At 73.9% G+C, this 12,668-nt stretch carries 16 protein-coding genes and 1 pseudogene; 7 read left to right on the forward strand and 10 right to left on the reverse strand.

Annotation, left to right across the window (positions count from 1 at the left end; genetic code table 11):
- The first annotated feature begins 64 nt into the window (after positions 1-64).
- Positions 65-649, forward strand: coding sequence for a GNAT family N-acetyltransferase (locus ACGFI8_RS24430; protein WP_392808194.1), 585 nt, complete (start codon positions 65-67; stop codon positions 647-649).
- A 10-nt stretch (positions 650-659) separates the two neighbouring features.
- On the opposite strand, the gene ACGFI8_RS24435 is transcribed toward ACGFI8_RS24430, so the two are convergent.
- Both ACGFI8_RS24435 and ACGFI8_RS24440 read right to left on the reverse strand, forming a co-directional pair.
- A complete protein-coding gene (locus ACGFI8_RS24435) occupies positions 660-1,502 on the reverse strand; it encodes an SAM-dependent methyltransferase (protein ID WP_392808196.1) in 843 nt (280 codons plus the stop codon).
- Between the two features lie 67 nt (positions 1,503-1,569).
- Positions 1,570-2,022 carry an Lrp/AsnC family transcriptional regulator gene (locus tag ACGFI8_RS24440; RefSeq protein WP_392808198.1) on the reverse strand — a complete coding sequence of 151 codons (453 nt, stop codon included), beginning with the start codon at positions 2,020-2,022 and terminating at the stop codon, positions 1,570-1,572.
- Positions 2,023-2,104: 82 nt separating this feature from the next.
- Between ACGFI8_RS24440 and ACGFI8_RS24445 the strand changes: the two genes are divergently transcribed.
- A complete protein-coding gene (locus ACGFI8_RS24445; RefSeq protein WP_392808200.1) occupies positions 2,105-2,743 on the forward strand; it encodes a LysE family translocator in 639 nt (212 codons plus the stop codon).
- 195 nt (positions 2,744-2,938) lie between these two features.
- On the opposite strand, the gene ACGFI8_RS24450 is transcribed toward ACGFI8_RS24445, so the two are convergent.
- The 6 genes and pseudogenes from ACGFI8_RS24450 to ACGFI8_RS24475 form a co-directional block, all read right to left on the reverse strand.
- Complete coding sequence (locus tag ACGFI8_RS24450; RefSeq protein ID WP_392808202.1) at positions 2,939-3,277, reverse strand: hypothetical protein; 339 nt, start codon at positions 3,275-3,277, stop codon at positions 2,939-2,941.
- 154 nt (positions 3,278-3,431) lie between these two features.
- Entirely contained in the window at positions 3,432-3,968 is a 537-nt protein-coding gene (locus ACGFI8_RS24455; protein WP_392808204.1) for a hypothetical protein, read from the reverse strand.
- Positions 3,969-4,100: 132 nt separating this feature from the next.
- A complete protein-coding gene (locus ACGFI8_RS24460; protein ID WP_392808205.1) occupies positions 4,101-4,496 on the reverse strand; it encodes a hypothetical protein in 396 nt (131 codons plus the stop codon).
- Positions 4,497-4,501: 5 nt separating this feature from the next.
- Positions 4,502-4,918, reverse strand: a complete 417-nt coding sequence (locus ACGFI8_RS24465; RefSeq protein WP_392808206.1) for a hypothetical protein — start codon at positions 4,916-4,918, stop codon at positions 4,502-4,504.
- Positions 4,919-5,103: 185 nt separating this feature from the next.
- Positions 5,104-5,895, reverse strand: coding sequence for a hypothetical protein (locus ACGFI8_RS24470; RefSeq protein WP_392808316.1), 792 nt, complete (start codon positions 5,893-5,895; stop codon positions 5,104-5,106).
- Positions 5,884-6,987 (reverse strand): annotated as a pseudogene (locus ACGFI8_RS24475) (lytic polysaccharide monooxygenase); the annotation flags it as partial. The pseudogene ACGFI8_RS24475 and the gene ACGFI8_RS24470, both read right to left, overlap by 12 nt.
- Before the next feature lie 210 nt (positions 6,988-7,197).
- On the opposite strand from ACGFI8_RS24475, the gene ACGFI8_RS24480 reads away from it, so the two are divergent.
- From ACGFI8_RS24480 to ACGFI8_RS24495, 4 genes are all read left to right on the forward strand, one after another.
- A complete protein-coding gene (locus ACGFI8_RS24480) occupies positions 7,198-8,379 on the forward strand; it encodes an FAD-dependent monooxygenase (RefSeq protein ID WP_392808208.1) in 1,182 nt (393 codons plus the stop codon).
- Between the two features lie 2 nt (positions 8,380-8,381).
- Entirely contained in the window at positions 8,382-9,320 is a 939-nt protein-coding gene (locus ACGFI8_RS24485; RefSeq protein WP_392808210.1) for a hypothetical protein, read from the forward strand.
- Between the two features lies 1 nt (position 9,321).
- On the forward strand, positions 9,322-10,281 hold the full coding sequence (locus ACGFI8_RS24490; protein WP_392808212.1) for a serine hydrolase domain-containing protein: 960 nt from the start codon (positions 9,322-9,324) through the stop codon (positions 10,279-10,281).
- A gap of 74 nt (positions 10,282-10,355) precedes the next feature.
- Entirely contained in the window at positions 10,356-10,913 is a 558-nt protein-coding gene (locus ACGFI8_RS24495) for a hypothetical protein (RefSeq protein ID WP_392808213.1), read from the forward strand.
- On the opposite strand, the gene ACGFI8_RS24500 is transcribed toward ACGFI8_RS24495, so the two are convergent.
- Positions 10,890-11,438 (reverse strand): GNAT family N-acetyltransferase, encoded by a 549-nt coding sequence (locus tag ACGFI8_RS24500; protein ID WP_392808215.1) that lies wholly within the window; start codon positions 11,436-11,438, stop codon positions 10,890-10,892. The two genes, ACGFI8_RS24495 and ACGFI8_RS24500, sit on opposite strands and share 24 nt — an antisense overlap.
- Positions 11,439-11,449: 11 nt before the next feature.
- A complete protein-coding gene (locus ACGFI8_RS24505; RefSeq protein WP_392808217.1) occupies positions 11,450-12,019 on the reverse strand; it encodes a helix-turn-helix domain-containing protein in 570 nt (189 codons plus the stop codon).
- Positions 12,020-12,117: 98 nt separating this feature from the next.
- Here ACGFI8_RS24505 and ACGFI8_RS24510 point away from each other — a divergent pair, with 98 nt between their 5' ends.
- Positions 12,118-12,666, forward strand: coding sequence for an FBP domain-containing protein (locus ACGFI8_RS24510; protein ID WP_392808219.1), 549 nt, complete (start codon positions 12,118-12,120; stop codon positions 12,664-12,666).
- The last annotated feature ends 2 nt before the right edge of the window (positions 12,667-12,668 follow it).

The raw sequence follows: 12,668 nt of genomic DNA on the forward strand, positions 1-12,668 counted from the left end.
GTCTGCGCACCGGCGAAATCGGACGCCCGTGATTGTCGTCGTTGCGACGGGCTATGTTTTCGGCATGGTCCAGGCTGTCGAGCGCTTCCCGCCCGCGGTGCTCACCACCGAGCGGCTGGTGCTGCGCCCGTTCACCGCCGCCGACGCCCCCGACGTGCACGAGGCGTGGCAGGACGAGGCGTTCGTGCGCAGCGCGCCGGTCGGATACCCGTACGCGGCGGCGGACCTGCCGACGGCGGTGTCCTGGTGTGCCGGCGGCATCGAGCAGCGGCGCCTGGACGGCAAGGGCGTCGGGTTCGCGCTGCAGCCCCGCGCCGGCGGGCGGCTCGTCGGGCACGTGTCGCTGTTCAACGCCGACTGGACGGCGCGCTCGGCGGAGATGCACTACTGGACGGCGCCGTGGGCGCGCGGCCTCGGCTACGCCGCCGAGGGGGCCGCGGCGGTGGCCCGCTGGGCGCTGACCGAGATCCGCTTCGAGCGCATCCACCTGCAGGCCGACACCCGAAACACCGCGTCGCGGCGGGTCGCCGAGGCGGCCGGGTTCCGGTTCGAGGGCGTGCTACGCAGCCTGGAGCCGACCCGGGCGGGGACCCGGGCCGACATAGCCGTCTACAGCCTCATCCGGGCCGACCTCGAGCCGGCCCGGTAGTCGATCTCCGTTAGGGCTTGCGCGCCAGGCCGCCGTACACCGCGACCTGGGTGTCGGTGGCCGACGCGTCGACGTGGGCGTCCGGGCGCCACTTGGTCACGATCGGCAGGCCCGGCTCGACCAGCTCCAGGCCGGTGAAGAAGCGGGAGATCTCCTCGTGCGAGCGGACCTGCATCGTGACGCCCTGCTTGGCGTAGATCGCCGCGACGCGCTCCCACGCCGCCGCGTCGAAGTCGCCGGTCAGGTGCGACAGCGCGAGGTAGCTGCCGGAGGGCAGGGCGTCGACGAGCCGCTGGACGATCTCGTACGGCCGGTCGGCGTCGCCGACGAAGTGCATGATCGCGATGAGCATGAGCGCCACGGGCCGGTCGAGGTCGATGGCCTCGCGCACCTGCGGCGCGGACAGGATGCGGTCGACGTCACGCAGGTCGGCGTCGACGTATTCGGTGCGCCCCTCCGGCTTGCTGGTCAGCAGGGCACGGGCGTGGGCCAGCACGATCGGGTCGTTGTCGACGTAGACGATCCGCGACTCCGGCGCGACGGCCTGCGCGACCTCGTGCACGTTGGGCGACGTCGGGATGCCCGTGCCGATGTCGAGGAACTGCCGCACGCCGCACTCCGCCGCGAGGTGGTCGACCACGCGCCGCAGGAAGTTGCGGTTTTCCCGGGGTGGGATGCGGCTGTTCGGGTTGGCCTTCAGCCCCGCCTCGCCGGCGGCGCGGTCGACGGGGAAGTTGTCCTTGCCGCCGAGCAGAAAGTCATAGACCCGGGCCGGATGGGGCCGATCGGTCTGCAGGTCGATGGGCGCGTGGGTCGCGTCCGGCTTGGCCTTCATCCACTCGGCGCCTGACATGTCGGCTCTCCGCCCGTTTGTTCCGCCTGGGGTTCCCGTCCGGATCGGATCATATGCCTTCGCCCGGTCAGGCGGGTAACGGCCGGTCCGCGACGACCTGCTTCATGACCAGGGTGGAGTTCAGCCGCTGGATGCCGGGCAGCACCGCCAGCACGTCGTCCTCCAGCTGCTGGTACGCGGCGAGGTCGGCGGTGACGATCCGCAGCAGGTAATCGGGGTCGCCGAAGAGGCGCTGCGCCTGCACGACGTTGGGGATCCGGGCCACGGCCGCCTCGAACGACAGCAGCGTGTCGCGGTCCTCCTGCCGCATGGTGACGAAGACGAGCGCCTGGAAGCGCAGCCCGACGGCGTCGGCGTCGACGACGGCGCGGTACCCGCGGATCGTGCCGTCCCGCTCCAGCTCCCGCAGCCGGCGGTGGCACGGCGAGACGCTCAGCCCGACCCGCGCCGCGAGCTCGGTGACGGTGAGGCGGCCCTCTTCCTGCAGTATCGCAAGAATCTTCCGGTCGATGGCGTCCACGGTGGCAGATTCTTCCACGGCCGGCCCGGAGACGGCCGGAACTTGGCAGCACTTTTCGCGGTTTCGTCGATATGTTGCCGCCATGCCCACGAACTCGCTGGTCGCGTTCTGGCTCCTCGCCGCGCTGCTCATCGCCGTGCCCGGCGCCGACTGGGCGTTCACGCTCGGCGCCGGCCTGCGCGGCCGCTCGGTGCTGCCCGCGGTGGCCGGGCTGGTCGCCGGGTACACCGTGGTGACCGCGGTCGTCGCCGCCGGCGTCGGCGCGCTGGTGGCCGGCTCCCCCGCCGCGATGACCGCGCTGACGGTGGCGGGCGGCGCATACCTGATGTGGCACGGCGGGGCGACGCTGCTGGCCCGGCCCGCCGCCCCGGCCGCCGTCGCGACCGCCCCGCCGGCCACCCCGCCCGCGCCGGGCGGCGGGTGGGCCGTGTTCCGCCGGGGTGTCGGCGTCAGCGGCCTCAACCCGAAGGGCCTGCTGATGTTCCTGGCCCTGCTGCCCCAGTTCACCGACCCGCGGGGGAGCTGGCCGGTGGCGGTGCAGCTGGCCGCCCTGGGCCTGACGTTCGTCGCGACGTGCGCCGCGTTCTACACCGCGCTGGGCACCGCCGCCCGCACCCTGCTGGCGGCCCGGCCGCGCGCGGCGGGGACGGTGACCCGCGCCGCCGGCGCCGCGATGCTCCTGCTCGGCGCCGTGCTCCTGGTGGACCGCCTCGTCGGCTGACGGCCACGCCTCACACCGGCGCGAGCACGGCGGTGCGCAAGATGGCGAGCGCGGCGCGGCCGGCGAGCAGGGCGGCGGCGGTCAGCGGCTCGGCCATTACGCCGATGCCGCGATGCACGCCGCGCCCCCTCGCCGGGCCGTCCCGTCGCCGGGTTCAACCGTCCCGGGCCCGTCCGCGTTGCGGGGCCGGGGCGTCTACTTCGCCGCGTCGGTCTTGCGGGACGCGGGCCGGGTCGTCCCGGTGGAGGGGCGCCTGGCCTGCTCGCTGCCCTCCTCGCCCTCCATGAGCTGCAGGATCCGCGGGGCGAGCGCGGCGGCCAGGGACGGGGCGAGCGCGTCGGCGAGCGCGCTGGCGAGCGCCTCGGTGAGCAGCACCCGCTCCAGCAGCGGCGTGCCGGGCGCGATGCGGGGCGCGATCCCCATCATGGATTCGAGGAGGCCGCCGGCACCGGCGCGGCCGCGGCCGGTGATGCCGGTCGTGCGTCCGGCGTCGCTGAGGATGTCGTGAATCAGGTCGTCGATGAGGGAGTCCAAGGGCTGTGATCCCTCGTGTTCGTGTGGTGTTTCGGCCGGCATGGCGTGCTCCTTCCCGCGCTGGTCGGCGGCCCGCCCCGCCGGTCGGCGGTGGGGCGGGCCCTGGTCGGGGACCGCCGGCGCCCCGGGTCCGGGCCGCCGGTCCGGTCGAACGTCAGCGGCGGGAGAGCATCGCCGCGAGCAGCAGCGGGCGCTCGACCATGCTCTCGCCCTCTTCGCCGCGGCGCTTCGCCAGCGCGGCCAGGAGCAGCGGGTGCTCGATCATGCTCTCGCCCTCTTCGCCGCGGCGCTTGGCCAGCGCGGCCAGGAGCAGCGGGTGCTCGATCATGCTCTCGCCCTCCTCCTCGCGGCGGCGCATGAGCATCGCCAGCAGGAGCGGGTGTTCGATGCCCGTGCCGCGGCGGCCGCGGCGCCGGGCGAGCATGGCGAGCAGGAGCGGGTGCTCGATCATGCTCTCGCCCTCCTCCTCGCGGCGGCGCCGGGCGAGCATGGCGAGGAGCAGCGGGTGCTCGATCATGCTCTCGCCCTCCTCCTCGCGGCGGCGCCGGGCGAGCATGGCGAGCATCAGCGGGTGCTCGAAGATGCTTTCGCCCTCCTCGCGGCGCGACATGAGCGCTGCGAGCAGGAGTGGGTGTTCGATGCCCGTCTCGCGCTCGGCGGTTTCCTGGCGCTCGGCGGTTGCACTGGTCACGGAAATCTCCCTCGGTTGGGCGGTCCGGTCCGGTCCGGCGCCTGCGGGTAGGTCGTCAGGCCGCCGGACCGGGTTTACGCGCCAACCTTGGCGAGCGGGTGCATGATCCGTCGTCACCTGGGTCGCGTGAGTTCACACGCCCCAGCGCACCAGGATCCGCTCGGGCTGCTGCGGGTGGACCAGCACCGTGACCCGCTGGCCGACGCCGGCCTGGGCCGAGGCGTTCAGCGGGAGCAAGACATCGCGGGTGACCGGGTACGGCGGGCGCCCGCCGGCCTCCACGAGCAGGCTGAGGCGGACCATCGGCTGCATGTTCACCCGGGTGCCGGTGTCGGCGAGCCCGATGATCGTCGCCTCGCCCGGCACGCCGGTGCGCAGCAGCTCGAGGTCCTCGGTCTGCGCCTGCATCGTCTGCTGCGCCTGCTGCATCTGGGCCATGCCGGCGCGCATCTGGGCGGCCGGGTCGTAGTTCGCGCTGATCTCGTTCGCCTGCCGCTGCAGGCGGCGCAGGTCGCCGAAGAGGCCCATGCCGGTCAGACCTGGCCGTACAGGTTGCCGTAGTGCACGGCGAGCTGGGTGTCGCCGCGCATGCGGACCGGCCAGCCGGCCGCGGCCTGCTGCCACGCGTCGGCGGCGATGCCGAAGGACTGCGCCTTGGCCACGACGCCGTCGGCGGCGAGGCCCTCCTGCGCGGCGGCCTTCGAGACGCGGGCGTACATCGCCAGGTCGACGCCGGCGATCGGGGCCAAGCGCGGGTCGTCGGCGGCCATGCCGGTCGCGACCGGCGCGCCGAAGGCGTTGGCGGCGTTGTAGCCGCTCATGCCGTACGCGGCCTGGGTCTGCGCGGCGTAGGCCTGCGCGGCGGCGGCGGTCTGCTGCGCCTGCGCGATCATGTCGGGCGCCTGCGCGGCGACGTTGCGGAGGTCCTTCATCTGCTTGAACAGGCCCATGTGGTACCAGTACTCCCTCTGGTTCGACGTTCGTCGTCACTTGACGCTCAGTGACGTTAGGGCCCCGGTTCACCGCGCAGCGTCGGGAAAATGATCGACGTGGTGTCACCAAAACGCACCCGGGAGCGACGGGGATCCGCCCGGGGCGGGCCGGGCGGATCCCCTTGCGTTCGTCCCGGGCCGGCTCAGCAGCCGATGCGGGACGCCCCGATCGCCACGTCGTCGAACCACAGGGTGTCGTCGCCGACGCCGTAGCTCTCCCAGCCCAGGCGCAGGTCGGTCACCTGCGGGCGCCAGGTCGTGGCCAGCCACTGCTGGTCGATGTCCGGGGTCGGGACGCCGTCCACCGTCAGGCCCGGGATCGCCGCGCCGTTGAGCCAGGTCGACAGGAGGCCGCGGCCGTCGACCATGAACTCGACGCAGTTCCAGGTGTTCGTGGGCAGCGGGCGGCTCTGCGCCACCCCGGCCGGGCTCTGCGCCGGCAGCGTGGCGTCGTTGGACTCGCGGTTCCACTGCAGGGCGCTGTTCTGGCCGCCCAGGCGCAGGTCCTTGCCGGCGTCGGCGTTGTCGCGCAGCGCCGCGAACGCGACGTGCGCGGCCGGCAGGGCGGTGCTGTGCCGGACGTAGAACCGGGCGTACCACACCGAACCGAGGCCGCTGAGATCCTTGGTCGGCTTCACGAGCACGTGGTTGCAGTACCCGGCCTTGCCGTCGATGCGCACCGATTTGCTGCCGCTGTGCGCGACCGTGGTGTCCACCGTGGCCGTGCCGGTGCCCTGGCAGTCCCGGTAGGACAGACCCCAGGCCCCGGATACGGTACTGCCGGTCTGGCTCTCGAACCCGTCGCAGAACGCGGCGCCGTTGCACCCGGTCGCCGGCGGCTGGCTCGTGCTCGTGCTCGGGCTGGGGCTGGTGTTCGGGGTGCCCGACGGGCTCGACGACGGCGGCGGGTTACCGCCCGCGGCCGTGCAGGTCACCGCGGGCGCGGTGCCCGCGGTGCCGTTGGCGAGCAGGCCGAAGGACGTGCTGCCGCCGCCGGGCACGGTGGCGTTGTAGTCCACGTTCTTCGCGGTCACCGCCGTGCCGGACTGGGTGATCGTGGCGTTCCAGCCCTGGCTGACGGTCTGCCCGCCGGTGTAGTTCCAGCCGACCGTCCAGCCGGTGATCGCCGCGGTGCCGGGGTTGCTCACCTTGATGTCGGCCTGGAAGCCGCCCTGCCAGCTGCTGGTCACGGTGTACGTGGCCGTGCAGCCGCCGCCTGTGCCGCCGGTCTTCGAGGGCGACGCGGACGCGGACGGGCCCGACGAGGGGCCGCTCGACGGGCCGGTCGACGGGCCGCTCGAAGGGCCGGTCGAGGGGTTGCCGCTGATGCCGGTCACCTCGCCGTGGCCGCCGTCGAAGACCACGTCGGAGCAGCCGTAGAAGGTCTCCTGGCTGTCCGAGCGCGCCCACACCGAGTAGATGAGGTGCCGGCCGGACTTGGCCGAGGGCAGCTTCCCGCTCCAGTAGTAGTGCCCGTCGACGGTGCCCGGCGAGCCGACCATCGACGGGTTGGTGACCTGCAGGAACGGCGTGGACTCGAGGTCCGACCAGGCCATGGGCCGGGTCGGGTCGAAGCCGTCCTTGGTGACGTACAGCGAGAACGTGCCCGGGTGGGCCGCCCAGTTGCTGTAGTCGAACTCCATGGTCGAGCCGGCGGTCAGGTGCGTGACCGGCCAGTCGTTGCGGGCCAGGTCGAAGCCCGAGAAGTCGTACACGGTCGCCGCCGCGCTGCACAGCTTGCCGTCCGGGATGAACCCGGCGGTGCGCCCGGCACCGTCCGAGCGCAGCATCGCGAACCAGTTGTACAGCGAGTTCGGTCCGCTCTGCGCGACGGCCGCGGCGCAGGCGGGGTTCTTCGGCACGATCTGGCCGGTGGAGGTCAGCGCGTCCTTCCAGCACAGGTACGTGCGGCTGCCCGGCTGCATCATCGCACCGTGGGCCGACGCCGGGGTCGCCAGCGCCACCACGGCGCCGGTGCCGGCCAGCGCCGCGGCAAACCACAGCGCGAGCCTTCGTCTCCGGTTCATCCTCGCTCTCCTGTCAGCATCGACAACTGTCATTGCTGCGGATTGAAGGTGGCTGACCAGCGGATTGACAACGGCGGACGGATTACCGGGCGCGGGTGCAGGCAAATGCGATGAAAGATTCATCACCAGGCGCTAGGCACCGGTTGTCCACCTCGATAGGCTTCCGTCGCCCACTGCGCCTTTTGTCCCCCTCATTTCAGTGGAGTTTCGATGGCTACGTCCGCGCCGTTGCGCATCGCTGTGATCGGATCGGGCATCGGCGGCCTCACCGCCGCGATCGCCCTGCAGGCCAAGGGTTTCGAGGTCGACGTCTACGAGCAGGCGAGCGAGCTGCGGGAGATCGGCGCCGCGGTGGCCCTCGGCGGCAACGGCATGCGGGTGGTGGACGCGCTCGGCCTCGGCCAGGCCGTCCGAGACGCGGCCTCCAACTTGCAGCGCATCGAATTCCATCACTGGAATTCCGGCGACATCTTCTACGAGCACCCGATGGGCGACTGGTACGACCAGCGCTTCGGCGGCCCGTTCCTCGGCATCCACCGCGCCGACCTCCACCAGGTGCTGCTCGCCGGATACGACGGGAAGCCGCAACTGGGCCGCCGGTGCGTGGCCGTGCACGAGTCTCCGGACGGCGTCGAGGTCGAGTTCGCCGACGGCACGAAGGCGCAGGCCGACATCGTCGTGGGGGCCGACGGGCTGCGCTCCGCGGTGCGCCAGCACGTGACCGGCCCCGACGAGGCTGTCTTCTCGGGTATGACCTGCTTCCGCGGCCTGGTCCCGGTCGACAAGGTGCCCGGCGGCGACAAGTTCGGCCTCACGTTCTTCCTCGGCCCCGGCCGGCACCTGGTGGTCTATCCGGTCCGCGGCGGCGAGCTCATCAACTTCGTCGCCTACGTGCCCGACGCCGAGTGGACCCTCGAGTCGTGGTCGGCCAGGTGCGAGCCGGCCGAGGCGGTCGCCGCCTTCGCCGGCTGGAACGACACGGTGACCACGATGCTCGGCAACGTCGAGGAGACCGGCCGCTGGGCCCTCTACGACCGCGAGCCGCTGCGCCAGTGGAGCACCGGCCGGGTGACGCTGCTGGGCGACGCCGCGCACCCGATGCTGCCGCATGCCGGGCAGGGCAGCAACCAGGCCGTCGAGGACGCGGGCGCGCTCGCCGAGTATCTGTCCACCGACGGGATGAGCGTCGCCGACGCGCTGCAGCGCTACGAGCACCTGCGCAAGGCCCGGACCCGGAAGATCCAGATGGGTTCGCGCGGCAACGCGGCGTGCTTCCAGCTGCCCGACGGCCCCGCCGCCGACGAACGCAACGCGCGACTGGTCTCCCTGCCGGACAATGTGGCGTGGACCCACGGCTACGACATCTACGCGGACATCCGGGAGGCGCAGTAGCGGTGCCCCTGCCGCAGTGTCCCCCGGGGCTCGACCCCGGCCGGCTGCTCGCCCAACTCCCCGCCCAGCTGCACGGCTGGGCGGGATCGGCGCCGATGCGGGAGCTCGTCGCCGCGTTCGGCGGCGACCTGCCCGAGGCGGACACCGGCGCGCTGCTCGGCTGGCTCGACGAGTTCTCCGACGATCACTGGAACTTCCGCGGCCGCCTCGGCGGCGCCGAGCGCGACCGGGTCCGGGTCGACCTGCCCGAGCGCCTGGCCGCCGCGGCGCTGGTGGCCGCGGCGGAGCTGGGCCTGGCCGGCACCGGCGAATCGCCGCACCACGAATACGCGCACCTGCTCGTCCTGGGCGGCATGGCCCGCGCCTGCCTGCAGCGCACCGAGCACGCCGCCCGGCTGGCCGCGGCGCTGCGCGTCGGCGCGGTCGCGGCGCTGGGCAGCCGGCGCCCGCTCGGCGCCGAGGAGCGCACCCTGCTCGACCGGCTCGGCCTGGGCGGCTGCGAGACGGAGGCCGACGCCCTCGCGGCCGGTGTGCGGGCCGCGTTCGGCGACCGGCCGGTCGACGTGCTCGCCGCGCCGCCGCGCGGGCCCGGTGCGCCGCGGCCGAACACCGCCGACACCTACGCGTTCTGGGCGGCCCGGGCCCGGCCGCGGCCGGAGGAGCGGATCCTGGTGGTGACGTCGCCGATCTACGTGCCGTTCCAGCACTGCGACGCGATCCGGGTGCTCGGGCTGCGGTACCGCTGCGGCATCGACACCGTCGGGTTCGATCCGCGGCTGGCCAGAACGCCCCAGCCGCCCGGTGCCGCCGGCGCCGACCGCTACCTGCAGGAGATCCGCTCCGCGATCCGCGCCGCGCGCGCCCTGCACGCGGCATGCACCGCAGAGACCGGGGAGCCCGGGGAGACCGGGGAGCCCGGGGAGACCGGGGAGGTGGTCTGAGATGCCGCTCGCCGCCGTCGTCGACGCCCTGGCCCGGCGCGCGCCGATGCCGGCCGCGGCGGTGAGCGTCTTCGACCGCGAGCGGGTCCTCGCCGCGGCGGTGCACGGGATCGCGGACCTGACCACCGGGCGGCCGGCCACGGCGGACTGCTGGTGGGACCTGGCCAGCCTGACGAAGGTGCTCGTCACGCTGCCCGAGGTGCTGGCGCTGCCGGTGCCGCGGGACCGGCCGGTCGGCGCGTTCTGGCCGCGCGCGGCGGGGCGGCCCGCCGGCGGCGCGACCCTCGAGGACCTGCTCGCGCACCGCTCGGGGTTGCCGGCCGACGCGCCGTTCTACCGGGAGCTGCGCGGCGCCGCGATCGTGGACGCGGCGCTGGGCACGCCGCGCACCGAGCCCGGGCCGGTGTACAGCGACCTGGGGTACATCATCCTGGGCGCCCTCGTGGAGGACCTGACCGGCCGGTCGCTCGCGGACCTGGCCGTGAGCCGGACCGGGCTGCGGATGGGCGGGCCGGTCGCGCCCGCGGTGGCGACCGAGCGCTGCCCGTGGCGGGGCCGGCTCATCGTCGGCGAGGTCCACGACGAGAACGCGTCGGCGATGGGCGGCGCGGCCGGGCACGCCGGCGCGTTCGGCACCCTGGCCCTGGTCACCGCGGCCGCCCGGCCGTGGCTCGGCGCCACACCGCCGTGCCTGGCCGACAACGGCGCCGGGGAGCGGTTCGCGGCCGGCTGGTGGCTGCACCCCACCCGCGGGATCGGCGGGCCGCGCGCCGGCGCCGACGGGTTCGGCGCGTCCGGGTTCGTCGGCAACCGGATCTGGTTCGAGCCGGGCCGCGGCTACGGCGTGGTGATCCTCGGCAACCGCGTCCACCCGGTGCGCGGCGACCGCGCCCCGTTCGCCGCGTGGTGCGACGAGCTGCTCACCGCGATCGCCGCGGAATTTCCCGGCCGGACCGTCTAGCTGCGGCGCACCTACGGGTACGGTCCGGGTTCTGCCCGGATGTCCGGAACGCGACAGGCGGCGACGCTCGTGGCATGACCACTTCGCCCCTCCTGCGCGCCGGGGCCCTCGCGGCGCCGGTCCTGCTCTTCGGCTACGGCTCGCTCCGCCTCATCGACGGCCTCGACGGTCACCGTGACAAGGGCGGGCTGCTGTGGAACGCCGGCCATGTCATGTTCTTCGCGGCCATGCTGCTGCTGGGCGCCGTGGTGGTCGGCGTGCGCCGGCTGCTGCGCTGCGACGACTTCGGCAACCGCCTGGCCGCCAACCTCGCCACCGTCGCGGCCCTGGCCGGCACCGCCGCGTTTCTGTGGGTGATCGCCGGGGATCTGTCCTCGTCGTTCGCCGTCGCCGCCCCGCTGCCGGACCCGGTGCAGGTCGCCGGCCCGGCCCTGTTCCAGCTCGGCATGCTGGTGCTGCTGGTCCAGCTGGCCCGCGCCCGGCGCCTGCCGGCCTGGAGCCCGGTCGCGGTGCTGTTCGCGTTCCTGATGATCGCGGTCAACCTCGACCTGATCCCGCTGGCCGCGATCCTGCTCTTCGCCGGCCTGCTCCCCCTCGCCGGCGGCCGCCTACCGCGCCCCCGCGCGGTCTAGAGCCTCTCCTGCAAAGCGCTTGTAGAAGAAGCTGCAGTCCTCCAGGGTGCCGGCCGGGTCCGCGGCATAGTCCGGGACGATGCCGTACCTCGTCCAGCCCGACGTCTCGTACAGCCGCTCGGCCGGGCTGCCCGTCGCCGTGTCGAGCAGCAGCAGGGTCGCACCGGCCCCGGCGGCGGCGCGCTCGGCGGTGTCCAGCAGGGCCCGGCCCAGGCCTCGGCCGCGGGCGAGGCTGTGCACCATGAGCTTGAGCACCTCGCCGCGGTGGCGGCCGTTGGGCTTGCCCTCCAGGGCCAGGCTCACGGTGCCGACCACGCCGGCGCCGTCCTCGGCGATCCAGACGCTGAGGCTGCCGTCGCGCACGGCCGGCTCGCGGGTGCGCCACCACGCGGCCGCGTCGCACGCGCCGAACGGGTCGCGGAAGCCGACGGAGGCGCCGTGCGCGACGGCGTCGGCGAGCACCGCGGCGAGGTTGTCGACCTGCCCGGCGTACGAGCCGGGGGACAGACGGGTGATCGTGGGCAACGGTGGCTCCCTCAGGGCAGGACGATGAGTAGGACGTAGCGCACGGGCCCCGGCCCGGGGTTGACGAACCGGGACGGGCCCCACAGCCGGTACCGCAGGCAGTCCCCCGGCCGCACCGCGTGCACGGCGCCGCCGACGGTGAGCTCGACGGCGCCGTCGAGGACCCACAGGTGGTGCTCCAGCCCGGCGACCGGCGGCTCCTCGTAGGTGATGTCGGCGCCCGGCTCGAGGACGGCCTCGACGACCTCGCCGCGCAGGCCCGGGTGCGGCGGCGACACCGAGCGGCGGGTGAATCCGGTCTCCCGGTCCCGCCACACCGGCTGCCGCCCGGCCCGCACCAGCTGCGGCGGCTCCGGCTCGACCTCGGCGAGCAGCCGCGACATCGGCCGGCCGTAGGCGGCGCAGAGCTTGCCCAGCAGCGCCGCGGTCGGGCTGATCTCGCCGCGCTCCAGCCGCGAGAGCGTCGAGCGGCTCACGTCGGCGCGCTGCGCGAGCTCCTCCAGCGACCAGCCGCGCTCCAGCCGCAGCTCGGCCAGGCGACCGGCGAGCCGGGCCTCGAGCAGGTCCGAATCGTTTCCCATATCCGGGACGATATCCCAGATCTGGGAAGCTTTCCATGATGAGCCGGTCGCTCTTAATTGGTTGCCTAAAGGCTTTAGGGAGCCGTACGGTCCGAAACGTGCAACCGCTGACCGAAACCGACATCCGCGCCGCCTTCATCAACTGCTCGCGCGGCGAGGCGCAGCGCGCCCACGTCCCGCGTGACCTGGCCGAACGCCCATGGGCGGACCTCGACTTCCTGGGCTGGCGCGACCCGGGCGCGCCGGACCGGGCCTACCTGGCCGCGGAGCACGCCGGAGGGCTCGCGGCCGTCTCGCTGCGCGTCGCCGAGCAGCGCGGCCGCCGCTTCCAGCACCGCGGGATGTGCTCGCTGTGCCTGACCACGCATCCGGGCAGCGGCGTGTCGCTGATGACCGGCCGCCGCGGCGGCAAGGCGGGGCGCAACGGCGACTCCGTCGGCGTGTACCTCTGCTCCGACCTCGCCTGCCCGCTGTACGTGCGGGGCCTGCGCCGCCCCGGCGCCGGCGGCCGGCTCGACGAGACGCTCACCGTCGAGGAGCAGATCGCCCGGCTGGAGGGGAAGCTGTCGGCTTTCCTGGACCGGCTCGTCGGCGACGCGACGCTGGTGGTGCCCGCACCACAGCCCGGATCGAACCTGCACGACTGACT

The sequence above is a fragment of the Dactylosporangium sp. NPDC048998 genome, assembly GCF_043197855.1.
Taxonomy (GTDB): domain Bacteria; phylum Actinomycetota; class Actinomycetes; order Mycobacteriales; family Micromonosporaceae; genus Dactylosporangium.